The 23,890-nt window shown below is 68.2% G+C and carries 20 protein-coding genes; 10 read left to right on the top strand and 10 right to left on the bottom strand.

All coding sequences use genetic code 11. From position 1 onward, the window contains the following. Positions 1-8: 8 nt before the first annotated feature. Positions 9-896 carry a LysR substrate-binding domain-containing protein gene (locus tag KM176_RS16000; RefSeq protein WP_160894892.1) on the bottom strand — a complete coding sequence of 296 codons (888 nt, stop codon included), beginning with the start codon at positions 894-896 and terminating at the stop codon, positions 9-11. A gap of 71 nt (positions 897-967) precedes the next feature. Here KM176_RS16000 and KM176_RS15995 point away from each other — a divergent pair, with 71 nt between their 5' ends. Beyond that, the gene (locus tag KM176_RS15995; protein ID WP_160894893.1) at positions 968-1,162 is read left to right on the top strand and encodes a DUF1127 domain-containing protein; all 195 of its coding nucleotides are present in this window, start codon (positions 968-970) and stop codon (positions 1,160-1,162) included. Here the strand turns inward: KM176_RS15995 and KM176_RS15990 are convergent. The 5 genes from KM176_RS15990 to KM176_RS15970 form a co-directional block, all read right to left on the bottom strand. Further along, on the bottom strand, positions 1,159-1,854 hold the full coding sequence (locus KM176_RS15990) for an aspartate/glutamate racemase family protein (protein ID WP_160894894.1): 696 nt from the start codon (positions 1,852-1,854) through the stop codon (positions 1,159-1,161). The genes KM176_RS15995 and KM176_RS15990 overlap by 4 nt on opposite strands. Positions 1,855-1,924: 70 nt before the next feature. Beyond that, positions 1,925-3,577, bottom strand: coding sequence for a flavin monoamine oxidase family protein (locus KM176_RS15985; protein ID WP_160894895.1), 1,653 nt, complete (start codon positions 3,575-3,577; stop codon positions 1,925-1,927). A 27-nt stretch (positions 3,578-3,604) separates the two neighbouring features. Beyond that, positions 3,605-4,999, bottom strand: coding sequence for a hypothetical protein (locus KM176_RS15980; protein ID WP_160894896.1), 1,395 nt, complete (start codon positions 4,997-4,999; stop codon positions 3,605-3,607). Positions 5,000-5,213: 214 nt separating this feature from the next. Beyond that, entirely contained in the window at positions 5,214-5,759 is a 546-nt protein-coding gene (locus KM176_RS15975) for a flavin reductase family protein (protein WP_160894897.1), read from the bottom strand. A gap of 63 nt (positions 5,760-5,822) precedes the next feature. After that, on the bottom strand, positions 5,823-6,626 hold the full coding sequence (locus KM176_RS15970) for a helix-turn-helix domain-containing protein (RefSeq protein ID WP_160894898.1): 804 nt from the start codon (positions 6,624-6,626) through the stop codon (positions 5,823-5,825). Positions 6,627-6,862: 236 nt separating this feature from the next. On the opposite strand from KM176_RS15970, the gene KM176_RS15965 reads away from it, so the two are divergent. The 5 genes from KM176_RS15965 (at position 6,863) to KM176_RS15945 (ending at position 14,032) form a co-directional block, all read left to right on the top strand. Beyond that, a complete protein-coding gene (locus KM176_RS15965) occupies positions 6,863-8,458 on the top strand; it encodes an ABC transporter substrate-binding protein (RefSeq protein WP_202397844.1) in 1,596 nt (531 codons plus the stop codon). Positions 8,459-8,576: 118 nt separating this feature from the next. Next, positions 8,577-9,524 carry an ABC transporter permease gene (locus tag KM176_RS15960; protein WP_202397853.1) on the top strand — a complete coding sequence of 316 codons (948 nt, stop codon included), beginning with the start codon at positions 8,577-8,579 and terminating at the stop codon, positions 9,522-9,524. Then, the gene (locus tag KM176_RS15955) at positions 9,521-10,354 is read left to right on the top strand and encodes an ABC transporter permease (protein ID WP_160894900.1); all 834 of its coding nucleotides are present in this window, start codon (positions 9,521-9,523) and stop codon (positions 10,352-10,354) included. The genes KM176_RS15960 and KM176_RS15955 overlap by 4 nt, the downstream gene beginning before the upstream one ends. Continuing rightward, the gene (locus KM176_RS15950; protein WP_160894901.1) at positions 10,347-11,984 is read left to right on the top strand and encodes an ABC transporter ATP-binding protein; all 1,638 of its coding nucleotides are present in this window, start codon (positions 10,347-10,349) and stop codon (positions 11,982-11,984) included. Before KM176_RS15955 ends, KM176_RS15950 begins: the two co-directional genes overlap by 8 nt. A gap of 62 nt (positions 11,985-12,046) precedes the next feature. Beyond that, positions 12,047-14,032, top strand: coding sequence for a CocE/NonD family hydrolase (locus KM176_RS15945; protein WP_160894902.1), 1,986 nt, complete (start codon positions 12,047-12,049; stop codon positions 14,030-14,032). Between the two features lie 97 nt (positions 14,033-14,129). Here KM176_RS15945 and KM176_RS15940 read toward each other — a convergent pair whose 3' ends face one another. The 4 genes from KM176_RS15940 to KM176_RS15925 form a co-directional block, all read right to left on the bottom strand. Continuing rightward, on the bottom strand, positions 14,130-14,789 hold the full coding sequence (locus tag KM176_RS15940) for an RES family NAD+ phosphorylase (protein ID WP_160894903.1): 660 nt from the start codon (positions 14,787-14,789) through the stop codon (positions 14,130-14,132). Next, the gene (locus tag KM176_RS15935) at positions 14,786-15,502 is read right to left on the bottom strand and encodes a hypothetical protein (RefSeq protein WP_160894904.1); all 717 of its coding nucleotides are present in this window, start codon (positions 15,500-15,502) and stop codon (positions 14,786-14,788) included. Before KM176_RS15935 ends, KM176_RS15940 begins: the two co-directional genes overlap by 4 nt. A gap of 96 nt (positions 15,503-15,598) precedes the next feature. Continuing rightward, positions 15,599-16,702, bottom strand: coding sequence for a ParB/RepB/Spo0J family partition protein (locus KM176_RS15930; protein WP_160894905.1), 1,104 nt, complete (start codon positions 16,700-16,702; stop codon positions 15,599-15,601). Positions 16,703-16,705: 3 nt separating this feature from the next. Continuing rightward, positions 16,706-18,121 carry an AAA family ATPase gene (locus KM176_RS15925; RefSeq protein WP_160894906.1) on the bottom strand — a complete coding sequence of 472 codons (1,416 nt, stop codon included), beginning with the start codon at positions 18,119-18,121 and terminating at the stop codon, positions 16,706-16,708. Between the two features lie 560 nt (positions 18,122-18,681). On the opposite strand from KM176_RS15925, the gene KM176_RS15920 reads away from it, so the two are divergent. The 4 genes from KM176_RS15920 (at position 18,682) to KM176_RS15905 (ending at position 23,855) form a co-directional block, all read left to right on the top strand. Then, positions 18,682-19,881 (top strand): replication initiation protein, encoded by a 1,200-nt coding sequence (locus KM176_RS15920; RefSeq protein WP_160894907.1) that lies wholly within the window; start codon positions 18,682-18,684, stop codon positions 19,879-19,881. 565 nt (positions 19,882-20,446) lie between these two features. Further along, positions 20,447-22,003, top strand: coding sequence for an ABC transporter substrate-binding protein (locus KM176_RS15915; protein ID WP_160894908.1), 1,557 nt, complete (start codon positions 20,447-20,449; stop codon positions 22,001-22,003). Between the two features lie 68 nt (positions 22,004-22,071). After that, a complete protein-coding gene (locus KM176_RS15910; RefSeq protein WP_311136165.1) occupies positions 22,072-23,028 on the top strand; it encodes an ABC transporter permease in 957 nt (318 codons plus the stop codon). Then, entirely contained in the window at positions 23,028-23,855 is an 828-nt protein-coding gene (locus KM176_RS15905) for an ABC transporter permease (protein ID WP_202397845.1), read from the top strand. Before KM176_RS15910 ends, KM176_RS15905 begins: the two co-directional genes overlap by 1 nt. Positions 23,856-23,890 lie beyond the last annotated feature (35 nt).

Here is a 23,890-nt window from a genome sequence, read left to right as displayed (position 1 = left end):
TCGGCTGATCAGCGGCCCGGGCGGGGCAGGTCCTGCGCCGTCCGGGCCTGCGCCACCAGCCAGTCGCGCACCAGCGCGGCCTCGGGGCGCAGCCCCGGCGGCGCCAGGCAGACATAGCTTTGCCCCGAGGGCACGAAGCCGAAGGGCGCCACCAGCCGCCCGGCCTGCAGATCGTCGCGCACCAGCACCTCCGGGGCGATGGCCATGCCCAGCCCCGCCGTCGCGGCCTCCAGCAGGAAGTAGAAATGCTCGAAGCTGCGGCCGCCGGGGGGCAGCGGCAGGCCCTGCCCGGCGCACCAGTCGGCCCAGGCCCCGGCCCGGGTGCGGGTGTGCAGCAGCGGCAGCGCCGACAGCGCCGCCCAATCCGCCCCCGCCGGGCAGCGCCCCGGCGCCAGCACCGGCCCCACGCGATCCTCGAACAGCGCGACCGCCTCGGCAGGCGCCCAGGGGCCAGGGCCCACCCGGATCGCCAGGTCGTGGCGGTCGCGCCGGAAATCCACCGGCCCGTCGGCGGCGCTCAGCCGCAGCTCGATCTGCGGGTGAGCGTCCTGGAAATCATAGAGCCGCGGGATCAGCCAGCGCATCGACAGCGTGCTGAGGCAGGACAGGTCGACCAGCCGGCGCTCCTGTCCCAGCAGCCGCGCCAGCGCCTCCTCGATGCCGTCGAAGGCGCTTTGAAGGGCCGGCTGCAGGGACTGGGCGGCGGGGGTCGGCACCAGCTTGTTGCGCGGCCCCTCGAACAGCGTCACTCCCAGCAACGCCTCCAGCCCGCGCACCTGCCGGCTGATCGCGCCATAGGTCACGCCCAGTTCCTCGGCAGCCAGCTTCATCTGTCCCAGCCGCAGCGTCGCCTCGAAGGCGCGCAGCGCATTCAGCGGCAAAGCCCCCCGCTTCATGTGAGGTTTCTTGTCATGCAACGTGAGAACTCATCGTTTTTCAGGCGCCATCCTATCGCCGATAAGACGGAATGACACATGAAATCCTGACCCCCGCCCATCGTCTCCGCCCCGGAGGCCGCGCCGTGCTGTCGCGTCTGAAACTCTGGCACCGGCGCTGGCACAGTCGCCGCGCCCTGCGCCGCCTGCCCCCCGAACGGCTGAAGGACATCGGCCTGAGCGAGGCGCAGCGCCGCGCCGAGCTGGCCCGTCCGCCCTGGCGCTAGACGCGCGCCCCCGGCCCCGCCACCAGCCGCGCCGCGTCCAGCAGGCTGAACACCGCCCGCCCGGTCCGCGCTGCCACCGCGGCGGCATAGGGCGGCAGGTTGCCGCATTCGAAGAGGATCGCGCCGATCTCGGGGTGGCGCCCGACCAGGGCCTGTGCCGCCGCGACCACCTCGGCTTCCATCGCGTCCCGGTCGAAGGCTTGGTTCTGCTCTGCCTTGGCAGCCAGGAAGGTGCCCCGGAACAGCGCGCTGTCCTCCAGGCCGCCGATCCGCACCGCCCCGGGGCTGGCCCCCGCCGCCCGGATCGCGCCGTCGCGCAGCGCCCCGCGATCGGCCGTCAGCACGCCCACCGGGCGCCCGCCGGTCATCGCGCCCAGCACCGGCAGCAGGCACAGGCCCGACATCAGCACAGGGATCCGCACGCTGGCGGCGATCTCGGCCTGGACCTGCACCAGGAACCCGCAGGTCGAGGTGATCAGGCAGGCGCCCTCGGCCTCCAGCGCCTGCGCCGCCGCGCAGAAGGCCGCCACCAGCGCCTCCGAGGGGCGCCCGTCGCGCACGATCAGCGGGCTCTCGGCGCCCGGCACGATCCGCACCCGCGCGGGCAGGTGATAGCTGCCCGGATGGCCGGCGTCCCCCGGGATGCGGGGAAACCGGGTATCAAGGCTGAGGATGCCGATGAACGCTTGCAAGGGGAGGCCTTTCACGCGGGGCCGGGCGATGCCGCCCGCGCCCATGAAAGCCCCAGCCCCCCGCCCCGGGTCAAGCCCCCGCCCCGTCGCGCAGCGCCACCGGCCCGTGTTCGGCGTAAAGATCGCCCGGCCCGGGGTTCTCGGGTGCGCAGGCGCCGCCCATGTGGGTCATGATGCCCCAGACCGCGTTCAGCGCCGTCTGCACCGCGCCCTCGACCCAGGCCGGGGTCCAGCTGACCCCGTCGCCGGCCACGAACAGCCCGCGCTCGGCCTCGGGCAGGTCGGCCTGCATGAAATGGCCGAAGATCCGGTGGTTGTAGCGGTAATGCCCCGGCAGCGCGCCCTTGAAGGCGCCCAGGAAATTCTCGTCCGCCTCCCAGCTGACGCAGATCGGGGTGCTGCGGATATGCCCGGCAATGTCGACCCCGGGATAGATCTGGCCAAGCGCGCGCAACGCCAGGTCGACCCGCTTTTCCACCGGCAGCGGCAGCACCTTCAGCGCATCGGTCATCCAGGAATAGCTCAGGCAGATCACCGCCGGGCGATCCGGCCCGTTGTCGAAGAAATAGGTGCCGCGGGTGTGCCGGTCGGTCAGCGTCATCGACATCAGCGGGCGGCCCGTCTGCGGGTCGGTGTCGTTCCAGAACGGCCGGTCCACCGCCACGAAGGTCTTGGCCGCCTGCATGTAGCGGGTGCGGTCCAGCGCCATCCAGGTCTTCTGGTCGAACAGGCTTTCCTCCACGTCGATCGCGGTGGTCAGCAGGTGGGTCTGGCAGGTCGCCAGCACCGCCGGGTAGGTCGTCTCGTTGCCCCACTGGTCGCGCAGCAGGATCTGCGATCCCGCCCGGCGCAGCGCCGTCACCCGCCCCCGCGTCGCCCCGCCGTTCAGTCCCGCCAGCGAGGTGCCTTCGGGCCAGTGCGCGCAATCGGGCGTCGCGGCCCAGAGCCGGTGCAGCAACTGCTCCACCCCGCCCACCACGTAGCGCTGCGCATCATCCAGCCCCAGCAGGTTCACCCGCAGGATCTCCAGCATGGAATTGGGGAAATCGCTGTCCCAGCCGCCGGTGCCGAACCCCACCTGGCCGAACACCTCGCGGTGGCGGAAGTCCAGCGCCCGGAACGCCTCGGAGCCGGCGACGAAATCGTAGAAGGTGCGTTCGTCCCAGGCGGCGACCAGCGGATCCCAGATCGCCTTGATCGCCGGGATGTCGCGGCGCCGGATCGCGTCCTGCAGCGCCGGGAAATCCGCCTGCTCGGCCAGCGCGGCGTCATAGGCGCGGGCGATCTCGGCGTAGAGCGGCGGCAGATCCTCGAGGCGGCGGGCGAAATGCGTCTCGCCCTCCAGGTCGATCACGGTGGAGCCCGCGGCCTCGGTCAGCGGGTTCGGAAAGGGGCGGGTCTCGCAGCCGGTCAGTTCGAGGTAGTGGTAGAACCCGCGCGAGGAGACCGGAAAGCGCATCCCGCCCAGTTCCGCGACGATGCCGTCGGTGCCCTCGAAGACCTGAGAGCGCAGGCGGCCGCCGAACTGCGCCGCCTCGTGGACCACCGGACGCAGGCCCAGCTTCATCAGCTCGTAGGCGGCGATGATCCCGGCAGCGCCGGAGCCGATCACCGCGACCTCGGCGCCCAGGCTGTCGGCGGGCAGCCGGCCCAGCCCGGCGGGGTGGCGCAGCCAGTCGTCATAGGCGAAGGGGAAATCCGGTCCGAAGGCGCTCAGGGTCATGGGACACTCCGTTTCTGTGGCGGGGGCTCAGCCGCCCATGCGGTAGACAAGGCTGATCGTCAGCGCGGCCAGGGCACCGGTCGCGGCCACGAAGCCCGCGTTCCAGCGATGCGCCACCTGCGCCGCCGGCACCCCGGCAAAGCGCCCGACGATCAGGTTCATGGCGCTGATCGGGTTGATGCAGATCGCCAGGCCCCAGCCGATGCACAGCGTCAGGCCAAGCGCCAGCGGATGCGCCTGGCCCAGCAGGGTGGGTCCGAAGATCTGCGCCGCCAGCACCACCATGATGGTGTTGGGCAGATACAGCGCGGCGGCCAGCGGGATCAGAACCAGCAGCCCCAGCAGCGCCGGCAGGCTGGAGAGCGCCGCGCCCGACAGCAGCGGCCACAGCGGGCTGGACTGGATCGCCAGCGACAGCGCCGCGCCGATCACGTTGGCCGCCAGGAACAGCGTCCCCTCGTTGCGCAGATCCGCCAGCGCCGCCAGGGCCTGGCCCAGCCGGGTGCCGAAATCGGCGCGCCCGTCGCGCTCCAGCGCCAGCCAGACCAGCGCGAAAAGCGGCAGCACGATGACCGAACACAGCGTGAAGCCGAAGCCGGTCAGGTGGTGCAGCGTCAGGTTGGCCGCCAGCAGCCCGGCACTGACTGCCAGCACCGCGCCGACGGCCCCGGCGCGCCCGGCCCGCGGGCCTGCCTGGCCGCGCGGCAGCCGCGCCGCCGCCGGCAGCAGCGGCCAGAAGGCCGACAGCGCCAGCACCAGCATGGTGAATGCGAAGGCCAGGCCGATCAGCGCCAGCGGCGCCACTGCCGGGATGCCGGTGGTGACGATGGCAAAGCCAAGCGACATCGGCGACCAGACCGCCACCAGCGCCGCCCCGCGCTGCGCCGCCATCACCATGGCCCGGCGCCCGGGATCGGCATCGGGCCCCTCGTGGTCGGGATCGCGGGTCAGGTCGCCGATCATCGCGATGATGCCGACGTTGAAGATCAGCGCCATGAACTGCGCGCCGCTCAGCAGTACGCCGTAGCGCCGGCGCGGCGGCGCCGACAGCAGGTACTGCGCCGCCGCCCGGGTGACCTCGGCGCGTTTCACCGGCTGGCGCAACAGCCCCAGCACCATCATCAGCGCGGCAAAGCCTGTGCCCTGCACCAGCGCCGTCACCAGCCGCGGCCCCTCGGCCGGGGCCAGCAGCAGCACCAGCGCGAAGGACAGCCCCGCCAGCGCCACGAAGAGCCGCGCCAGCGGCAGCAGCCGGCGCCACTGGCTGAGCGCCCAAAGCCCGGCCAGCGCGCCCGCCAGTTCTTCCACGGCGGGGCGCTGCGCCACCGCGCCCAGCACCAGCGTCGCCAGCAGCGCAAGCTGCAGCCAGACGCCCAGCCCCAGCCGCATCCCGCCGCTCCAGGACCGTTCCACCAGACTCATGCGGGGCGGCCCGCCCGTCGCGGCTGTTTCGGTTCCGTGTGCTGCATGGCGTTCCGTCTCCGGGCCGGCGCCAGGCCACGCCGCCCCTCTCTGTGTCGCAAAATGATACGATGTCGCATTGTTGCCCGGGTTATGACCGGAATGGCCGGGCCTGAGAACTCTGCAATTCATCAGACTGGCATGACTTTTGCTCATGACGCGGGGGCACGGGGCGTCACAGCCCTCCGGGCAGGCGGTTGCGCATCGCCTCGCGGCGGTCAAAGCCCGCCCCATCGGCGGTGAAGGTGCCGTCGCCCACCGCGTGCAGCAGCCGGCGGTCGGGGCGGTCGGGGTTTTCCCAGGCGGCCAGCCCCTGCAACAGCACCAGATCGAGGCGCGGCACGATCTCCTCGACACGGCATTCGATATTGGCCAGCGCCTCCGCGATCAGCGGCGCCGCGACATGGCGGGCCGGGCGCGCGGTCAGGCCGAAACGGGCGAACTTGTCGACCTCGGTTCCCGAACAGGTGCCAACCCCCACGACCTGATCCAGCAGATCGGCGCCGGGCACCGCCAGCACGCATTCCATCGTCTCGCACAGCGCCGTCCAGGAATGGTTCCAGGCCCCCGTGGTCAGGGCAAAGCGCGCATCGAAGCCGCGCACCATGGTCCAGGTGATCGTCATGACATTGGCCCGCCCGGCCCGGTCGCGGGTGGTGACCAGCACCACCGGCCCCGGTTCAAGCCAGGTGAAGGCCCGCGACAGCGGCATTTCCCGCATCGGCACATCCTCCCGCAGATCCCGGCCAGCCTAGACCCGCCGGGCGGCGCTGCCCAGCCCCCCTCAGGCCTGCGGCACGGTCAGCATCTGCGGCGCGGTTTCCGCGTTCAGGTAGCGGCGCACCGGCAGCGGGATCGCCGGGCTGTCCTCGCCCAGCAGGCCGCAGTTCTGCAACAGGGCGCGCCCGTCGGGGCTGCGCCCGACCGCCCGCAGGATGATCCGGGTGCAATAGGGCAGGTTCTCCTGCCGCCAGGCCACCCCGGTCGAGATCCCCCTCAGGTAGTTGCGCTGATGCTCTCCGAAGGGCAGCAGGATCGTCTGCGACAGGAAGGGCTGGCGGTGGTGGTGATACTCCGCCAGGAAGATCCGGTTGCGCCAATAGGCCGCCTGGCCGACGTATTTCGACATCTGCCGGATGCCCTCGGACGGGTCGGTCATGCGCTCGATCGACTTGGTGTAGACCCGCCCGCCCTGTTCGCGCAGCAGCGTCGCGCTGCGCACGATCATCCCCGGCCAGGACAGGCTCTTGTGATAGGTCTCGTAATAGCCGAGGTAGCTGCGCAACTGCCCCAGATCGCCGGGAAAGCCATCGTCCAGCATGTTGCCCGGCGACAGGATCGGGATCTTGCCCGCCCCGTCGAAAGCGGCGCGGAAACGCTCGGGCGGCAGGGACAGAAGCTCTTCGGAGACCCCGAAATAGCGCGCGATCCGGTTGCCGTTGTGCCCCGAGGGCCGGGTCTGCCCGGACAGGTAGCGGTTGAACTGCTGCCGGTTCAGCCCGATGTCGCGGCAGATTTGGGCAATCGAGGCCCGGCTGTCGCAGGCGTAGCGCAAATTGGCCGCGTACACACGATTTTTAACGGTCATCCTGGGTCATCTCGCGTCAGATCGCGTCTGATAGCGTCAACTTGCGAAGTTGTCGAGCCTTTCGAAGGCTGTCACCCCTTGCGCATAAACCAGAAGACCGCGGTGTCCGGTCCCAGCTTCGGGGGAAATGCCCCCCTCGCCCGGCCCCCACCGCCACTTGTCCGGCAGATTGCGCCCCCGGCGCGTCTTTCTGCCGGGGGCTTCGTCATGTCAACAAGGTAGGGATAGACCCGCATATGAAGATCCAGATGTCCGCCAGCACCAAGACCCCGGAAACGGCCGATGGCCTGAACCGGAGAAGTTTCCTCGGGACCGCGCTGGCCGCCGGGACCGTGGCCGGAACCTCCGGCCTGTGGCTGCCGGGCAGCGCCCGCGCGGCTGAAACGCCGACCCGCGGCGGCACGATGAAGCTGGGCCTTGATGGCGGGCAGACCACCGACACGCTGGATCCGGGCACCTATGCCGGCTCGACCATGTTCGCCGCCGCCTTCACCTGGGGCGACCGGCTGGTCACCACCGATCCGGTCTCGGGCGAGGCGCTGCCGATGCTGGCCACCTCGTGGGAGCCCTCGGACGGCGCCAAGACCTGGCGCTTCAAGATCCGCCAGGACGTCAGCTTCCATGACGGCACGCCCTTCACCGTCGCCGACGCCGCCCAGACCCTGCGCCGCCATTCCGACAAGGACTCCAAATCCGCGGCCCTCGGCCTGCTGGCCGACATCACCAAGATCGAGGAAGACGGCAAGGATCTGGTGATCACCCTGTCCAACGGCAATGCCGACCTGCCGCTGCTGTTCTCGGACTACCACCTGCAGATCCAGAAGAACGGCGGGATGGACGATCCCAACAGCGCCGTCGGCACCGGCCCCTACAAGCTCGAAAGCTTCGAGCCGGGCGTGCGCATCGCCTTCTCCAAGAACAAGAACGACTGGAACGAGGAGCGCGGCTTCGTCGACAGCGTCGAGATCCTGGTGATGAACGACAACACCGCGCGCATCGCCGCGCTGTCCTCGGGCAAGGTGCATTTCATCAACTCGCTCGATCCCAAGACGATGAAGCTGCTCAAGCGCGCGCCCAATGTCGAAACCATCAGCACCAAGGGCAAGGGCTTCTATTCCTTCCTGATGATGGGCGACATGGCGCCCTTCGACAACAACGACCTGCGCATGGCGCTGAAGCTGTCGATCGACCGGCAGGCGATGCTGGACCAGATCCTGGGCGGCTACGGTTCCCTCGGCAACGACTACCCGGTGAACGAGGCCTATGCCCTGGCCCCCACCGGCATCGAACAGCGCGCCTACGACCCCGAGGAGGCCGCGCATTACTACAAGAAGTCCGGCCATTCCGGCCCGATCGAGCTGCGCACCGCCAATGCCGCCTTCACCGGCGCCGTGGATGCCGCCGTGCTGTTCCAGCAGAACGCCAAGGCCTGCGGCATCGACCTCCAGATCAAGCGCGAGCCCGATGACGGCTACTGGTCCAACGTCTGGAACAAGAAGGCCTTCTGCGCCTCCTACTGGGGGGGCCGTCCGACCCAGGACATCCGCTACACCACGACGCAGCTGTCGACCTCGACCTGGAACGACACCCATTTCAAGAGCCCCGAGTTCGACGCCATGCTGATGCAGGCGCGCGCCGAAACCGATCAGGAGGTCCGCCGCGACCTTTACCAGAAGATGGCCGTGCTGGTGCGCGACACCTCCGGGCTGATCCTGCCGGTGTTCAACAACTACCTGAACGCGCGCTCCAAGAAGCTGATGGGCTGGGTGGACGATCTGGGCAACGACCTCTCGAACGGTCAGGTCGCCAGCCGCTGCTGGCTCTCGGCCTGAGGAGCACCGGGGGGCGGTCCGCCGCCCCCCGTCATCTGACATGACCGCACCCCGCTCCGACACGCCGGTCCCGCGGACGCTTGCCCGCAAGCTCCACGAGATCCGGTCCGACTATCCGATGGGCAGCCGCATCCTGGGCCGCCTGCTTCTGGGCCTTGTCCTGCTCTGGGCCAGCTCCGTGCTGATCTTCTGCGGCATCGAGGCCCTGCCCGGCGATTTCGCCACCACCTATCTGGGCCAGGCGGCAACGCCCCAGGCCGTCGCCAACATCCGCGCCGAGCTCGGCCTCGACCAGCCGATGCTGACCCGCTACCTGGCCTGGGCCGGTGGCATCCTGCACGGCGATTTCGGCACCTCCTGGGCCAGTGGACAGGTCATCGCCGACCAGCTCTGGCACCGTTTGGGCAACTCGATGCTGCTGGCAGGCTGCGCGGCGGTCATTGCCGTGCCCCTCGCCGTAAGCCTGGGCCTGCTGGCGGTGCTTTACCGCGACCGCTGGCCGGACAAGCTGATCAATCTGGTTTCGCTGGCGGCCGTGTCGCTGCCCGAATTCTTCGTGGCCTACCTGCTGATCCTGTGGCTGGTGGTCCAGCACCCGGTCGCGGCCTTCCCCGCCACCGTCTACGACAGCATGTCGATCTGGGAGAAACTGCACACCATCGCCCTGCCGGTCGCCACCCTGGTTCTGGTGGTCATCGCCCATATGATGCGCATGACCCGGGCCGCGATCCTGTCGCTGCTCTCTTCCGCCTACATGGAAACCGCGACGCTGAAGGGCCTGGGCGCGCTGCGCATCATCGTGCGCCACGCCCTGCCCAATGCGCTCGCGCCGATCATCAACGTGGTGGCGCTGAACCTGGCCTACCTGATCGTCGGCGTCGTCGTGGTCGAGGTGGTCTTCGTCTATCCCGGCATGGGCCAGTACATGGTCGATGCCGTCACCGTGCGCGACCTGCCCGTGGTGCAGGGCTGCGGCCTGGTCTTCGCGGGCATCTACATCCTGCTCAACATGGCGGCGGACATCCTGTCGATCTTCGTCAACCCGCGCCTGAGGCATCCGCGATGAAACAGACCCTAAAAACCGTTCCGCTTTCGGCCTGGATCGGGATCCTGGGGATCTCGCTCTGCGTCTTCGCCGCGCTCTTCGCGCCCTGGATCTCTCCCTATGATCCCAACCAGATCCTCGGGGATCCCTGGGCCGAACGCTCGCCCGAATACCTGCTGGGCCTCGACAACCTGGGCCGGGACCTGCTGTCGCGGCTGATCTGGGGCACCCGGATGACGCTGTTCGTCGCCACCGTCGCGACGGTCATCGCCTTCTCCATGGGGGTGATCCTCAGCCTTGTGGCCGCCGTGATGCGCGGCGTGGTCGATATCGGCCTGTCGCGCCTGAACGACCTGCTGATGTCGATCCCGACGCTGATCTTCGCGCTCATCGTGCTGTCGGCGCTGCCCCAGACGCTGGGCGTGCTGATCATGGTCATGGCCGTGCTGGATGCCACCCGGGTCTTCCGGCTGGGCCGCGCCCTGGCGATGGACCTTGTCGCCATGGAATTCGTCGAGGCCGTGCGGCTGCGCGGCGAAGGCACGCTCTGGATCGTCTTCAAGGAGGTCCTGCCCAACGCCATGACCCCGCTGCTGGCCGAGTTCGGCCTGCGTCTGGCCTTCGCGGTGCTCTTCATCTCGACGCTGTCGTTCCTGGGCCTTGGCATCCAGCCGCCCACGCCCGACTGGGGCGGCATGGTCAAGGACAACAAGGACGGCATCATCTTCGGCGTCTCCGCCGCACTGGTGCCGGGCATGGCAATCGCCGTGCTGACCGTTTCGATCAACCTCGTGGTGGACTGGCTGCTCAAGCGCACCTCTAGCCTGAAGGGAGGGCGCGGCGATGGCTGACCCAGAAACCCTGCGCCCCGAAACCCTGCTCTCGGTGCGCGGCCTGCGCATCGGCGCCACCGCCTATCCCCCCGGCGAAGCCCCCCGCGACATCGAGATCGTCAAGGGCATCGACTTCGACCTTTCGAAGGGCCGGGTGCTGGGGCTGATCGGGGAATCCGGCGCCGGCAAGTCCACCATCGGGCTGGCGGCGCTGGCCTACGGGCGCGGCGGCGTGCGCATCACCGGCGGCGAGGTCCGACTGGAGGGCACCGATATCCTCGCGCTTGGCAAGAAGGGCGTGCGGGCGCTGCGCGGGGCGCGGGTCTGCTACGTCTCGCAATCCGCCGCCGCCTCCTTCAACCCGGCGCAACGGCTGGGCGATCAGGTGATCGAGGCGACGCTGCACCACGGTCTTGCCACCCGCAAGGAGGCGCTGGCGCGCGCCGCGCATCTCTTCCGCCTGCTGAGCCTGCCCGACCCGGACAGCTTCGGGGATCGCTTCCCGCATCAGGTCTCGGGTGGGCAGCTGCAACGGGCGATGACCGCCATGGCGCTGTGCCCCGAACCCGACCTGATCGTCTTCGACGAACCCACGACGGCCCTCGACGTGACCACCCAGATCGAGGTTCTGGCCGCGATCAAGGCCGCCATCGAGGAAACCCATACCGCGGCGCTCTACATCACCCACGACCTTGCCGTGGTGGCGCAGGTGGCCGATGACATCATGGTGCTGCGCCATGGCGAGACGGTCGAATACGGCCCCACCCGCCAGATCATCGAGGCCCCGACCCAGGACTATACCCGCAACCTGGTCAACGTCCGCTCGATCCGCCACGCGGAGGCGCCCGACCAGTCCGGCCAGTTCCTGCGCCTGTCGGGCATCAACGCCTTCTACGGCTCGTTCCAGGTGCTGCACGACGTCAGCCTGCACGTGCCGCGCGGCCAGACGCTGGCCATCGTCGGCGAAAGCGGCTCGGGCAAGTCGACGCTGGCGCGGGTCGCCTGCGGGCTGCTACCCCCCGCCTCCGGCGAGATCAGCTTTGACGGCGCCCCCCTGCCCCGCACCCTGAAGAAGCGGACACGCGAGCAGCTGCGCCGGATGCAGATGATCTACCAGATGGCCGATACGGCAATGAACCCGCGCCAGACGGTCGGGCAGATCATCGGCCGCGCGGTGACCTTCTACAGCGGCAAGCGGGGCGCGGCACGGCGCGCCCGCGTGATCGAGCTGCTGGACCAGATCGAGCTGGGCGAGGCCTATCTGGATCGCTACCCCGCCGAACTGTCGGGCGGCCAGAAGCAGCGTGTCGCCATCGCCCGCGCACTTGCCGCCGAACCCGAGCTGATCCTCTGCGATGAGCCCACCTCGGCGCTGGATCCGCTGGTCGCCGACGGCATCCTGAAGCTGCTGCTGAAATTGCAGGCGGAAAAGGGCCTCTCCTACGTCTTCATCACCCATGACATCGCCATCGTGCGCGCCATCGCCGACAGCGTGGCGGTGATGCATCGCGGGCGGCTGGTGCGCTTCGGGCCGAAAAGCCAGGTCCTTGCGCCGCCCTTCGACGACTACACCGCGCTGCTGCTCGCCTCCGTTCCCGAGATGGAGCTGGGCTGGCTGGAAAAGGTCCTGGCCCGCCGCCGCGCCTGAGAACCGGGGGCCGGTGCGCGCCGGCCCCCTCCCCTCCTCCCCCCTCACGAAGGACGAAAGACATGTCCGAAACCCATACCGTCTCGGAAGAGATCTGGATCCCGCTGAAGGATGGCACCAAGCTTGCCACCCGCATCTGGATGCCCGCCTGTGCCGCCGACACCCCCGTGCCGACCGTTCTGGAATACCTGCCCTACCGCAAGCGCGGCGGCACCGATCCGCGCGACGAAAGCACCTATCCGGTCTTCGCCGAGGCCGGCATCGCCGGCGTGCGCGTCGACATCCGCGGCTCGGGCGAAAGCGACGGGGTGATCGACGGCGAATACACGCCCCGCGAACTCTCGGACGCCTGCGAGGTGCTGGACTGGATCGCGGCGCAGCCCTGGTCGAACGGCAATGTCGGCATGATGGGCATCAGCTGGGGCGGCTTCAACTGCCTCCAGGTCGCCGCGCTGAAGCCGGAACCGCTGAAGGCCGTGATCTCCATCGCCTCGACGGTGGATCGCTACAACGACGACATCCATTACAAGAACGGCACGCATCTGTCGGCGCAGCTGTCCTGGGCGGGCACCATGCTGGCCTACCAGTCGCGCAGCCCCGACAAGGCGCTGGTCGGCGACAGCTGGCGCGAGATGTGGCTGGAACGGCTGAAGGACGAACCCTTCTTCATGGAAGAATGGCTCTCTCATCAGCGCCGCGATGCCTTCTGGGAACATGGCTCCATCTGCGAGGATTTCGAAGGCTTCCCGGTGCCCGCCCTGGTCATCGCAGGCTGGGCCGACGGCTATCGCAACACGCCGCTGAAGGCGATCGAGGGGATGCCCGCCACCGCCAAGGCGATGATCGGCCCCTGGATCCACAAGTACCCGCATTTCGCCTGGCCGAAACCGCGCGCCGATTTCCACGCCGAGGCCATCGCCTGGTGGAAAAAGTGGCTCTCGGACGAGGACACCGGCGCCGAGGCGCTGCCGCAGATGCGCGCCTATATCCTGGATGCCCCCCGCCCCGCCGCCTGGCGCGACCGTGATCCCGGCTACTGGGTCGCCAAGGCGCACTGGAGCACCCCGTCCGAGGATGTCTTCTCGGTCGGCGGGACCGGGGCGCTGGCGCGCGGCGCCGATGGCGCAGGCGTGGGGGATCTGTTCCTGCGCTCGCCCCTCGATACCGGGATCGCCGCCGGCGAATGGTTCACCCTGAAGCCGGATGCCGAGATCGCCGGCGACCAGCGCATCGACAACGGCGGATCGCTGTGCTTCGAGACCGCGCCGCTGGAGGCGGAGGCCGTCTACCTGGGCGCCCCGAAGCTGACGCTGAACGTCGCCTGCGCCGCCGACTGGGAAAACCTGGCGGTGCGGATCATCGACGTGCATCCCGACGGCACCGAGACGCGGGCCTGCTACGGCGTGCTGAACCTGGCCCATCGCGACAGCTATGCCGAACCCAAGGCGATGCCCGAGGGCATGGCCGAGGTGACGATGCAGCTGGATGCCATGGGCTACCGTTTCGCGCCGGGGCACCGCATCAAGCTGGCGCTCTCGACCTCCTACTGGCCGCTGATCCTGCCCTCGCCAGAGGCGCCGGGCCTGGTGATCGACACCTCCTCGATCCACCTCGCCCTGCCCGAACTGGGCGCGCATGAACGCATCACCGTGCCCGAGCCCGAGAACCCGAGCCCCCTGCCCGTCTACGAGATGCTGGCGGAGGCCGAGACGCGCCGCACCGTGGTACGCGACCAGATGAGCGGCCTCACACATTACCGCATCTACGAGGACACCGGGCTGGAGGTGCACCCGACCAGCGGCCTGCAATCCCAGGAGATCCGCAACGAGGACTGGTCGATCGGGACCGATCCGACCTCTTCCAGGGGCGAGATCGACTGGGAGATCCGGGTGCAGCGCCCGGGCTGGGAGACCCGTTCGACCTGCCGCGCCCTGATGACCTGCACGAAGACCCACTGGCAGATCTCGGCCGAGGTGGTGGGCTACGAGGATGGCACCGAGGTGCATCGCAAGAGCTTCGCGCAGGAGATCCCGCGCGATTTCATGTAACGCCCCCGACAGGCGTTGGCGCGGCACGCGTCCCGGGCCGGGCGGTTTCCACCGCCCGGCCCTTTGGCTGTCCCGAAGACACGGGGGGGCGCCCCGCCTAGAGGTCGATATAGGTGATGCCCAGGGACTGCCCCAGGGCATAGATCGCACGGTGGCAATCGGGATCGCCGACCGCCCGGCTGAGCCCCGCCGCAACCAGCGCATCCCCCGCCCGGTCACCGAACAGCAGCATCGCGGCATCCGGACCATACTGGTGCGAATGGTAATGCAGCCCGTCGATGCCGGGGAAGCTGCGGTGCAGCATTTCCGCCCAGGCACGGGTCTCGGGATAGCTGCGGGTTGGGCCTGCGGTCAGCGCCGCATGTTCCACCCCGATGCGCCTTTGCCCCTGCGTCGAGAGGTCGAGCAGCCGCAGCGCCCGTGTCAGCCGCACCGTGCTGTGGCAATAGTCCCGCCAGCGGGCCGGGCTTTCCACCCGCAGGCTGCCGGGCACCTCCGGATGGTCGGGGCTGCGCAGGATCGTCTCGGCCAGGGCGCATTCGAAGCTTTCGGCGGCGTAGATCGTCGCGATCACATCCCCCTGCCCGTCCCGCAGCGGCGAAAACCGCGCCTGCCCCAGCCCCGTCGGATTGAACGCCGCCGCCGCATAGGCCGCGGGGTGGATGCGATGCAGCACGCGGCCCTCGGGCAGCTCCACATGCGCCTCTGCGCCCGGACGAAAGGCCGTCACGGGCGGAAGGGTCAGGCTGAAGATCATCCGTGCTGCGGCGCCTCGGTGCTGCGCAGGAAGGCCTGGAAGACCGCCTCGGGGGCCCGGGCCAGGTGATCGCGCGGCGGGCCCTGGAATTCCTCGTGCCAGGCGCTGAACCATTGCAGCACGGCGAAATCCGACATGCCTTCGGGCCGCGCGGCCAGGATGCGTGGGACCACCGGATGCACCTGCTGGGCGTCGGTGTCGAACTGGAACAGCGGATAGGCCGCCCGCCCGGCGCGCAGGAAGCGTAGCAGGCCCTTCTGCTCCAGCCGCTTCATAGTGGCCGAGGGGTTGGCGGTGGAGCGCCCCAGAAGCTCGCAGGCCTGGGCCTGGTCGACCAGCTGTGCCCCTTCCAGCAGCGCGTGGCGCAGCCGGGTGCGGGTCAGCGCCTCAAGCACCGCCTGGTCGGTGCCCTCGGGCATCCGCGCATCCAGCATCGCCCCATAGGCCCGCTGCAACGCGTCGAACTCGTGCTCCAGCCGGTCGGCAATGCGGGCACTGACCGCCGAGGCAACCAGCGCCTCCACCCGGCGCGGGCTGACCCCGCTGCCGGCATTGGCCAGCACCGAGCGGATCGCGGCGCCCAGCCCCTCGCGGTCGGCCCCGAGGCTCAGGTGCACGTCCACCTCAAGCGCATGTCTGGCCACCGCCCGCACCTGCCCGTCCTGGACCAGCAGGGTGCGTTCCGGTTGGGCCCTTTCGGGATGGATGGCCATGGCAACCTCGTATATCTGCTACCGTTGAAGATAGAGATAGCAGATATAGCGGCGGATTTCAATCTCTGGCGCTTTCAATCTCTGGCGCGCCAGGACCTAGCGGTCCCGGGACAGCATCCGCTCCAGCTCGGAAACCGCCAGCTCCACCAGCTCCCGGTCCAGACGGCGGCCCTTCAGGCGGATGGTCCAGCCCTTCCCCTCCGGCCCGTATTCCAGCACGATCCCGCTGTCCAGCGGCACCGAGCGCGTCTCGGGCTGCTTCTTCGGGCGCCCCCCCTTGCGGGGATCGGGATCGCTCGGCGTGACCTCGGCCAGGGCGGCGGTCAGCATCTCGGCCTCCTCGTCGGGGGTCTCGGCATGGCGGCGCGCCAGCGCTTCACGCAGGGCGCTTTCGGCACCGTTGCGCAGGGCGGCGGCGATCTTCAGCCCGTCCTTCTCGCGGATCAGATCCGGGAAGGCCAGCATGTCGCCCAGCTCCTCGAAGATCAGCGCGAAGCTGCGGATCTTCGAACGCTTCGCCTTCGAGGCCATCGGGAACAGCCCGTCCACCGCCGCCTCGACGTTGACGAAGGCGCCCTGCTGGCTGGCGATCACCGCGATCCGGCCGCGCTCGAAATGGCTCAGCCCCGAGCGGATCTCGTTCTCCTCGATCATCGCGGCGAAGGTGCCGCCCATGGCCTCGGGCTCGCGCAGCACGGCCTTGATCGTGTCGTAGGTCCCGGCGCGCGGGTTTCCCCCCTTCAGCGCCTGGAAGGCCCGCAGCCGCCGGTAGCCCGACAGCAGCCCGTAGCGATAGCCCTGCCCCTCGGCCAGCGCGAAGACCTCGACCGGCAGGCGCAGCCCGTTCGCGGCGATCGAGAGCTGCAGTTCCTGCATCTCCTCGGCATCCAGCACCACCCGGTCGCGCACCAGCGCATCGGGGTCGATCTCGTCCAGCGGGATCTCCAGCATGACCAGCCCGCGGCCCTCGGCCTCGCGCAGCCGCTCGGCGTCGCGCTGGTCGCGGGCCTGGGCGGCGCGCTCCTCGGCGGGGCGCGGCTGGTGGCTGCTGGCGGCCTCGGCGGCCACCTGGGCGATGGGCGCGGCCAGCGAGGCACGCGGACGCCCGCCCCCCTCGGCGGGGGTTTCGCGGCGAAACTCCTCTTCCAGCCGGTTCAGATCCTGGACCGAAGGGGCTTCCAGCTTGCGACGCTTGGCCATGGGTTACGCCTCCTCTGCGCGCGGGGTCTGCTCGGCGGCGGCCATCTGCTGATCGCGCCACCAGGTTCCCAGGATCACCTGCTTCACCTCCGCCCAGGTCCGGTCGAAGGTCTCGCGCCCACGCACGTAGGTGTCGCGGTTGAAGTCGCGGTAGTCGATCTCGTAGATGCCCGAGACCTGCTCGCCGGCCTGGCCGACCATGGCGGTCATCTCCTGGCGGTAGGTGGTCATGAAATCGCCGAAATAGGCCTGGATGACGTTGGCCAGATCGGTCTGCTGGGCGGCATCGAAGCGGGTGACCAGCGCCCGCACGGCGTCCCATTCAAAGCGCATCTCTGGCAGGCCGTCCTGGCGGCGGATCCGGTTCTCGCCCTCTTCGATCGAGGCGAAGGTCGAGTAGATCATGTCGAAGAACCGCCCCGTGCTGTCGAACTCAAGGAAGGAGGCGCCCAGCGGCACCAGCAGGATATCGGCCGCCGAGAGCGCGTTGATCGTCAGGTAGCCGAGCGCGGGCGGGGTATCCAGCAGCACCACGTCGTAATCGTCCAGCAGCCCGGAATCCTCCAGCGCGTTCTGCAAGGCGTCCCAGAGCGGCCAGCTGCGCAGGTTCATCCGCCAGACCGGCACCTGGAATTCGGACCAGTAGAGGTTCAGCTGCGCGCCGATCAGGTCGATGTTCGGCCAGTGGGTCTTCTGGACGAGGTTTCGCGGCGAAACCGTCAGCGCCTCGGTCAGGGTTTCGTCGAAGGGGAAAGGGGCCTGGCCCTGAGCTTCGCGGACCCGGTTCTCTTCCTGGAGGTGGCGGGCATAGTCGCGCGCCAGCAGCGGGAAGGCGGTCTGCCATTCGTCCTCGACCTTGCCGCCCATGATCGAGGTCATCGAGCCCTGGCTGTCCAGATCGATCACCAGCACCTTGTAGCCATCGAGCGCCGCCGACATCGCCAGATGCGCGGCGGTCGAAGTCTTGCCGACGCCGCCCTTGAAATTCGCCACGGCGACGACCTTGGCGGGCAGCCCCTCGGGGCGCCAGGCGGCATATTCGCGGTTGGGATCGCCTTCCTCGGCGAAGTGGTCGCGCAGCCGCAGGACCTCTTCCAGGGTGAACCATTTCGAATGGCCCTCGCCGGTGCCCTGGGGCAGCTCGGGGTGGGTGCGCAGCACCCGGCGCAGATGGCCGGCGCCGACCGGGATCAGGTAGCGGCAGACTTCCCAGGTGGAGAACTTGCGCAGCCGCTTCTCTCCGTCGGGCGCATAGCCGCGCCGAGCCAGATCATCGCGGCCCCGCATGGCAAAGTTCGCGGCCTTGGCGAAACGGGTCGTGGTGATCGGCTCGGACAGCAGACTTGCGGCCTTCGCGGGATCGATGTTGAAATAGGGGGGCAGGCCGGAAGACGACCCGTTGCCGGATTTCGGTGCCATGGAAACTCCGCATGTCCGCTGTTTTACCAGATATCCGGGAAACTATCGCACATGTCTGGGGGAATGGGAATCAGTCGGCACCGATTTCCTTGAAAAGAGACAAAAATCAGACAGCAGCAGCAAGTGTTTTTGCTCTTTGAGAGTCTATTTAAGGACTTTCCGGCGGAATAACCTTTTTGTTCTCAGACGGATAGGGGCTCATAGGTTCCCGTTTTCAGGACCAGGGGGCGCCGGATCCGGGACCAAAGGCACCCATCTGCGGGATCAGGGGCACCGATTCCCGGGAACCGGGGCTTTTCGCTGCCCGAAGCCTGCAATTCCCCCAGGTTTCGAGTCTGTTTGCGCCCGCAGCCCGGGACGGGGCGGGGGGCTCCGGCGGGGCGATCCCGTAGCCGGGTACCTTTCGAACCGGCTACAGAGGCCAAGGTACCCGTTTCCGGGAGACCCGAAAGGTGCCAGCGTCGCGCTTGCGCCTGGGCACCTTATGCAGGCATACTCGTCCCGAGCACAATGACTCGGGCCGTGCGCGGACCCGGGCGGAGCACAGACAGGGCCCCCGCATGGAAGACATCATTCCCCGTGACCGGCTGACCGGAAGCCTGCGCCGCGGCGCCGTCAAGAAACACGTGGCGGCGATCCACGTCTCGGGCAAGCTGACGCTGCTGCAGCGCAAGCTGTCCAACGTCCTGCTGCTGAATGCCTATGACACGCTGGTCAGCCAGCAGGTGCACCGGATCGACGCCAAGACGCTCTGCCTGATGATCGGCTACAATTCGAACGACATGGAGACGCTGAAGGCCAGCCTGCGCGGCCTGGCCGAGACCGTCGCCGAATGGGACATGCTGGATGCCGACGGCCAGCAGGAATGGGGGGTCAGCGCGCTGCTGGCCTATGCCAAGCTGAAGGGCGGCGTCTGCGAATACGCCTATTCCCCGGCGCTGGCCGAGAAGCTGAACGACCCGAAGGTCTTCGCGCTGATCAACCTCAACATCCAGCGGCGCTTCACCTCGGGCCATGCGCTGGCGCTTTACGAGAACTGCTACCGCTTCGTGCGCACGGGGTCCACCGGCTGGTGGAGCCTGGAGCTGTTCCGCCGCCTGATGGGGGTGGCCGACAGCCCCTATTACGAGACGTTCAAGCATCTCAACGCCAAGATCATCAAGCCGGCGGTGGCCGAGGTGAACAAGACCTCCAACATCGTGGTGACGCCCGAGGTCCGCAAGATGGGCCGCACGGTGACGGACATCCGCTTCCGCATCGCCGAGAACCCGCAGCTGGCGATCCTGGATCTGGACGACGGCGAGGGGCTGCGCAACTCCGACGTCTATGCCCGCATCCGGGCGCTTGGCGTCAGCGACCGTCTGGCCCGGCAATGGGTCGGCGAACATGGCGAGGACTACGTGCGCCAGAAGCTCGACTACATCGCGGGGCAGGGGGGCGTGAAGAACGCGGTGGGCTACCTGACCGCCGCGCTGCGTGCAGATTACGGCAACCCGGAGCCCGCCGCCGCCCCCGAGGTTTCGCCGCGAAACCCGTCCTCGCCCCGGGCCCGGCGGCTGGGCCGGATCCAGGAGCTGGTTGCCGCCCGCACGCCGACGCAGCGCGATGCCGACCGTCGGCTGTTCCTGTCGCAGCTGGAAGGCGCGGCGCGGGACGATTTCGAGCGCTACGGCTGGATGTCGGCGCTGAACGCCGAGGCCATCCGCGCCTTCTGGGAAGAGCTGAACCCCGGGGCCTTCGACGGCATGGAAGAAGCCTGAGCGGTTTCCCGAATGACCAGAAATTAGGCGCTCCTGCCTGACCCGACAGGAGGCGCTACCGGCAGGGCAGGGGGGGCGCGACAGGGGGCATAAACGCCTGTCCGGCCCGCCTGACGCAAGCTCACCGCATAAGGTGATGAAATTCCTTGCGAAAACATTTCTACGCGCGCATATGTTCACGGAGTTGAGAAGGCATAACCGTATCTGCGGCGATCTGGGTTAGTCCTGAGCTAAGTCGTAGTGCGGTTATTCATAATTTATCTCCCCTACAGCTTTCTGTCTGCTCGGGGCAGGGACCGGGGTGTCCGGGTCAGCCGACCAGCCCGCTCAGGGACCGCCACCGAACGAAAGACGACCAGATGCCACAGCCCAGACGATCGACTGCCTCCCGCGTCCCGGAGGGCCACCCGGCAGGGTGATCCGCCCGGTCCTCAACCGGCTCTTGCGAAGGCCGGAGGGAGATCGTCCAAGACCGGCCCCCGCCGCCAGAAGGCGGCCCGCCGGGATCAGCGACACTTATCCAACAGAGATCCCGCGACCCTCCCGGCGCGGACAGGAGAACACGATGGACAAGACCTTCCGCCTCAACCGACGCGGCTTCCTGGCGAGCACCGCCGCGATGGGCGCGGGCCTGATGCTGGCCCCCGGGCTGGCGCAGGCCGCCGAACCGAAACAGGGCGGCACCTTCCGCCTGGGCATCGGGGACTTCTCTCCGACCGACACGATGGACGTGACGTCGAACGATACCAAGTTCTACAACATCGCCCAGCTCTGCGCCCGCAACTGCCTGATCGAGATCGCCCCCGACGGGTCGCTGATCCCGGAACTGGCCGAAAGCTGGGGCAGCGACGACACCGCCAAGGTCTGGACCTTCAAGCTGCGCTCGGGCGTCACCTTCCACAGCGGCAAGACGCTGGATGCGCAGGACGTCGTCTTCACCCTGGGCCGTCACCTGGAAAAGGGCACCACCTCGGGGATCAAGCCCTTCCTGGAGGATGTCGAGACCTTCGAGGCTGCCGGCCCGCTGGAGGTGAAGATCACCCTGAAGAACGCCAATGTCGACTTCCCGGCGATCCTGGCCACCCCGAACGCGGTGATTGTCGCCGATGGCAACCGCGATCCCAAGGACGGCAATGGCACCGGCCCCTACATCCTGGAGAACTGGCAGCCCGGCGTCAGCGCCAGCTTCAAGAAGAACCCCAACTACTGGAAGGAAGGCCGCGCCCACTTCGACGCGGTCGAGCTGATCGGCATCGCCGATCCTTCGGCGCGCACCTCGGCGCTGATCGGCGGCAAGATCGACGCCTACAACCAGGTCGATCTGAAGACCGTGAAGCTGCTGAAGGCCGCGCCCACCGTCAACATCCTGTCGGTGTCCTCGAAGGCGCATTACTGCTTCCCGATGATGATGGACATGGACCCGTTCACCAACCAGGCGGTGGTCGATGCGATGCGCTACGGCATCAACCGGCAGGACATGGTGGACCGCATCCTGAACGGCTACGGCACCGTGGGCAACGACCAGCCCATCAACGCCAGCTACCGCTACTTCAACGCCGATCTGCCGCAGCGCGAATATGACCCCGAAAAGGCCAAGTCGCTGCTGAAGAAGGCCGGCATGGATCATCTGGCGGTCACGCTGAACGTTTCCGAAGTGCCGTTCTCGGGCGCGACGGATGCGGCGGTCCTTTACAAGGAACACGCCAAGGCCGCCGGCATCGACATCGACGTCAAGCGCGTTCCCGACGACAGCTACTGGGACAAGATCTGGACCCATGTGCCGCTGTGCGCGACCCGCTGGTCGGGCCGCCTGACCGAGGACATCATGATCGGCGGTGTCTACACCACCTCTGCGGCCAATGCCGGCTGGAACGAGACGGCGATGAAGGATCCCCAGCTGGACGAGCTGGTCATCAAGGGCCGTTCGGAGCTGAACGAGGACAAGCGCCGCCAGATGTACTACGACATGCAGGAGATCATCCGCGACCGCGGGTCGAACAACATCTTCGCCTTCGCGAACTTCACCGACGCCACCACCAAGAAGGTCGCCACGCCCGAGAAGCTGGGCAACGACCGCGAGCTCGACAGCATGCGTGCGCCCGAGCGCTGGTGGTTCGCCTGACCCTCTGAAACCGATCCCCGGCGCGACCCTTCAAGGGCCGCGCCGGGCCCGACCAGACCGGAGCCTCCGTGAGCACCCTGACAAAGACCATCCTCCAGCGCCTCGTGACCAGCATCGTGATGCTGATCGTGATCTCGGCGCTGGTCTTCTTCGCCGTCGACATGTTGCCGGGCGATGTTGCCCGGGCGATCCTGGGCTCCAATGCCTCCACCGAGGCCCTGGAGGCGCTGCGCCTCAAGCTCGGGCTCGATCAGCCGGCGGTGCTGCGCTATTTCGAATGGGCGCGCGGCGTGCTGCACGGAGATTTCGGGGTCTCGCTGGGCTCGGGAGAGCCGGTGGCGCAGGCGATCTCGTTCCGGCTTTACAATACGCTGTTCCTCGCGGGGCTGGGCGCGGTGATCTCGGTGCCGCTGGCGCTGGCGCTCGGCATCGGCTCGGCGCTGTGGCGGGGCAGCCTGTTCGACCGGGCGGCCTCGATCCTGACGCTGGGCGCGATCTCCATGCCGGAATTCTTCGTGGCCTATACGCTGGTCGCCTGGTTCGCGCTGCATTTCCAGATCTTCCCGCCGATTGCCACGCTGCCGCCCGACCCCAGCTTCGGGGACCGGATCGAGGTGCTGATCCTGCCCGCCATCACGCTGGCCTTCTCGGTGGTGGCGCATATGATGCGGATGATCCGCGCAGCGCTGATCGACGTGCTGGACAGCCCCTACATGGCCATGGCCGAGATGAAGGGCGTGCCGATGCGCCGCCGTGTGCTGCGCCATGCGCTGCCCAATGCCATGGCGCCGATCATCAACGTCATCGTGCTGAACCTGGCCTATCTGATCGTCGGCGTCGTCGTGGTCGAGGTGATCTTCGTCTACCCGGGCCTGGGTCAGCTGCTGATCGACAGCGTGTCGCAGCGCGACCTGCCGCTGGTGCAGGCCTCCTGCCTGATCTTCGCCGGCCTCTACCTGTTGCTCAACACCGTGGCCGACGTGCTGGCCATTGCCTTCAACCCCCGCCTCCGGTTCCCGCGCTGATGACTATGACCTCCCGCCTTCTTTCGCCGCTGCGCTGGATCTTCATGGGCCTGGTGCTGCTGTGGCTTCTGGCCTCCTTCGCGGCACCGCTGGTCGCCCCCTTCACCCCGAACGAGATTGTCGGATCGGCCTGGTCCGGTACCTTCTGGCAGGCCACATCCGAGCACAAGGGCATGATCCTGGGCGCCGACCAGCTGGGCCGCGACCTGTTCACCCGGCTGCTGTACGGCACCCGCAACACCATGATGGTGGCGCTGGCGGCAACCGTGCTGTGCTTCGTCATCGGCATCTTCCTGGGCTTCTGGGCGGCCATCGCGCGCGGGGCCATCGACATGGTTCTGAGCCGGATCGTCGATCTGATCATCGCCATCCCCTCGCTGATCCTGACGCTGCTGGTGATCACCGCCACCGGCCCCTCGACGCCGGTGCTGATCATCGTCATCGCCATCATCGAGGCAACCCGCGTGTTCCGCCTGGCCCGCCTGACGGGGATGAACATCACCACGCTGGAGTTCTTCGAAACCGCCCGGCTGCGCGGTGAAAGCAAGCTGTGGCTGATGACCCGGGAGATCCTGCCCAATGTGGTGCGCCCGATGGTGACGGAATTCGGCCTGCGCTTCTGCTTCGTCTTCCTGTTCATCGCCTCGCTCAGCTTCCTGGGGCTGGGGGTGCAGCCGCCGATTGCCGATCTGGGCTCCATGGTGCGTGACAATGCCCCGGCGCTGACCTTCGGGGTGCTGGCCCCCTTCTTCCCGGCGGGTGTCATCGCCGCCATGGCGATCGCGATGAACTTTGCCTCGGATGCCGCCACGGACAAGATCCGATGAGCCTGATGAGCAATCCCAACGACCTGACGCGCCGG

Source organism: Pseudooceanicola endophyticus (assembly GCF_018760365.1).
Taxonomy (GTDB): Bacteria; Pseudomonadota; Alphaproteobacteria; order Rhodobacterales; family Rhodobacteraceae; genus Pseudooceanicola; species Pseudooceanicola endophyticus.
This window is presented reverse-complemented; position numbering and strand designations above follow the sequence as displayed.

Bases quoted from the DNA above. Each gene is read 5' to 3' on its own strand.
- KM176_RS15905 (WP_202397845.1), top strand. From the start codon at position 23,028: ATGACTATGACCTCCCGCCTTCTTTCGCCGCTGCGCTGGATCTTCATG.
- KM176_RS16000 (WP_160894892.1), bottom strand. From the start codon at position 896: ATGAAGCGGGGGGCTTTGCCGCTGAATGCGCTGCGCGCCTTCGAGGCG.
- KM176_RS15995 (WP_160894893.1), top strand. From the start codon at position 968: ATGACACATGAAATCCTGACCCCCGCCCATCGTCTCCGCCCCGGAGGC.
- KM176_RS15965 (WP_202397844.1), top strand. From the start codon at position 6,863: ATGAAGATCCAGATGTCCGCCAGCACCAAGACCCCGGAAACGGCCGAT.
- KM176_RS15975 (WP_160894897.1), bottom strand. From the start codon at position 5,759: ATGCGGGAAATGCCGCTGTCGCGGGCCTTCACCTGGCTTGAACCGGGG.
- KM176_RS15960 (WP_202397853.1), top strand. From the start codon at position 8,577: ATGGGCAGCCGCATCCTGGGCCGCCTGCTTCTGGGCCTTGTCCTGCTC.
- KM176_RS15940 (WP_160894903.1), bottom strand. From the start codon at position 14,789: ATGATCTTCAGCCTGACCCTTCCGCCCGTGACGGCCTTTCGTCCGGGC.
- KM176_RS15985 (WP_160894895.1), bottom strand. From the start codon at position 3,577: ATGACCCTGAGCGCCTTCGGACCGGATTTCCCCTTCGCCTATGACGAC.
- KM176_RS15945 (WP_160894902.1), top strand. From the start codon at position 12,047: ATGTCCGAAACCCATACCGTCTCGGAAGAGATCTGGATCCCGCTGAAG.
- KM176_RS15950 (WP_160894901.1), top strand. From the start codon at position 10,347: ATGGCTGACCCAGAAACCCTGCGCCCCGAAACCCTGCTCTCGGTGCGC.
- KM176_RS15930 (WP_160894905.1), bottom strand. From the start codon at position 16,702: ATGGCCAAGCGTCGCAAGCTGGAAGCCCCTTCGGTCCAGGATCTGAAC.
- KM176_RS15980 (WP_160894896.1), bottom strand. From the start codon at position 4,999: ATGAGTCTGGTGGAACGGTCCTGGAGCGGCGGGATGCGGCTGGGGCTG.
- KM176_RS15915 (WP_160894908.1), top strand. From the start codon at position 20,447: ATGGACAAGACCTTCCGCCTCAACCGACGCGGCTTCCTGGCGAGCACC.
- KM176_RS15970 (WP_160894898.1), bottom strand. From the start codon at position 6,626: ATGACCGTTAAAAATCGTGTGTACGCGGCCAATTTGCGCTACGCCTGC.
- KM176_RS15955 (WP_160894900.1), top strand. From the start codon at position 9,521: ATGAAACAGACCCTAAAAACCGTTCCGCTTTCGGCCTGGATCGGGATC.
- KM176_RS15920 (WP_160894907.1), top strand. From the start codon at position 18,682: ATGGAAGACATCATTCCCCGTGACCGGCTGACCGGAAGCCTGCGCCGC.
- KM176_RS15935 (WP_160894904.1), bottom strand. From the start codon at position 15,502: ATGGCCATCCATCCCGAAAGGGCCCAACCGGAACGCACCCTGCTGGTC.
- KM176_RS15925 (WP_160894906.1), bottom strand. From the start codon at position 18,121: ATGGCACCGAAATCCGGCAACGGGTCGTCTTCCGGCCTGCCCCCCTAT.